Raw genomic sequence first — 1,259 nt, 5'->3', positions numbered from 1 at the left:
TGTGGGTCTATTTAATGCTTCAAAGCGCTTAAATATTTATGTAGGTTGTGGTATTTACGCTTTTTCTAAATCTTCAACGTCACCTAAGCCAGCAGTTAGTTCTTCAAGTAATTGCTTTATTTCCTCAGAAGCTAAAATAAAGTCAGCATCAAGTTTTAAAGCCATATCTTCTTTAGGAATATCTGCGTTCTCTTCTTTTAGAGTTTCAGAGTAGCTTAAACGCTTGATAGAGCCATCGTTTTGCAGCATAAACTTGAGGCGTTCTTGCCAATCAAGTGCCAGTTTAGTTACGCGTTTACCACTTTCTAAGTGCGATTTAACCTCATCACATGCCAGATCATGGCCTTTTAGTTTTACTTGTGCACCGCTGTCGTCAGCTTCTTCAAGCTCAGCGTCAGAGCCAATAGCAAAGCCTTCTGGTGTACTAAAGTTAGTTAACCAATCAGTTAAGAATACATCTAGGTCGTAGTTAGCAAACGCAGGTACAACTGGGAGCGTTCCTAACGATTTACGAAGTAGTGCCAGTAGCTCTTCAGCTTTATTAAAGCTGCCACTATTTACAACCACCCAGCCATTTTCTTGGTCAATAAAGGCAAATTGTAAGCTCGACTTTTTAAATGCCTGGGGTAGAAGAGTATGAAGAATGTTTTCTTTTAATTCGTCTTTTTCTTTCTTTTTAACAGGGCGGTTTTCTTCGGCTTCTATCTGATCAATTTTCTCAGCAACTAGTTCGTTGATAACAGAAGCTGGGAGTACTTTTTCTTCACGTTTTGCGCAAACTAAAATACTTTTTTGAGAAAAATGCGATAGTGTTTCGCCATGCTTTCCAAACGCTTTCGTCCAACCAAATGTTGCAAGCTCTTGACCAGTACATGGGCGAAATAAATCTTGCTCTAATGCTTTATCAAAATCTTCTTGGGTGTATGAAACGTCTTGCTTAAAGCGGTAACAAATAAGGTTACTAAACCACATAGGGGAATTGATCCATTTGAAAAATTTGTCCAATCATAGCAATAAAAACAGCATCTCGAAATGACTGATTTGTTACTAGGGCGTGTTGAACTTTATGGATTGAAATTTGTTCAATCCAAGGAAGATTAAATCGCGGCGCTAGGTTTGTAACCTAGTGGGCTCGGTAACTGCTCCTGCGTTATTCTACTGGCTTACATCCATGTAAGAATAAGTAAAAACCGAGCAAAGCTTCCGCGTCCTGCTCACGCCCCTTACCTACATCCATGTAGGCAACAAAGAGTTAATCG

Annotated in this window: 1 protein-coding gene; it reads right to left on the bottom strand. The window is 39.5% G+C overall.

Features of this window, described 5'->3' with window-relative positions; genetic code table 11:
- Positions 1 to 54: 54 nt before the first annotated feature.
- A complete protein-coding gene (gene rdgC / locus H5072_RS19820) occupies positions 55 to 972 on the bottom strand; it encodes a recombination-associated protein RdgC (protein WP_002962662.1) in 918 nt (305 codons plus the stop codon).
- Between the last annotated feature and the right edge of the window lie 287 nt (positions 973 to 1,259).

This window comes from Pseudoalteromonas sp. SR45-5, assembly GCF_014163565.1.
Taxonomy (GTDB): Bacteria; Pseudomonadota; Gammaproteobacteria; order Enterobacterales; family Alteromonadaceae; genus Pseudoalteromonas; species Pseudoalteromonas distincta.
The sequence above is the reverse complement of the archived record's forward strand: the minus strand, read 5'-3'. Positions and strand labels throughout refer to the sequence as shown.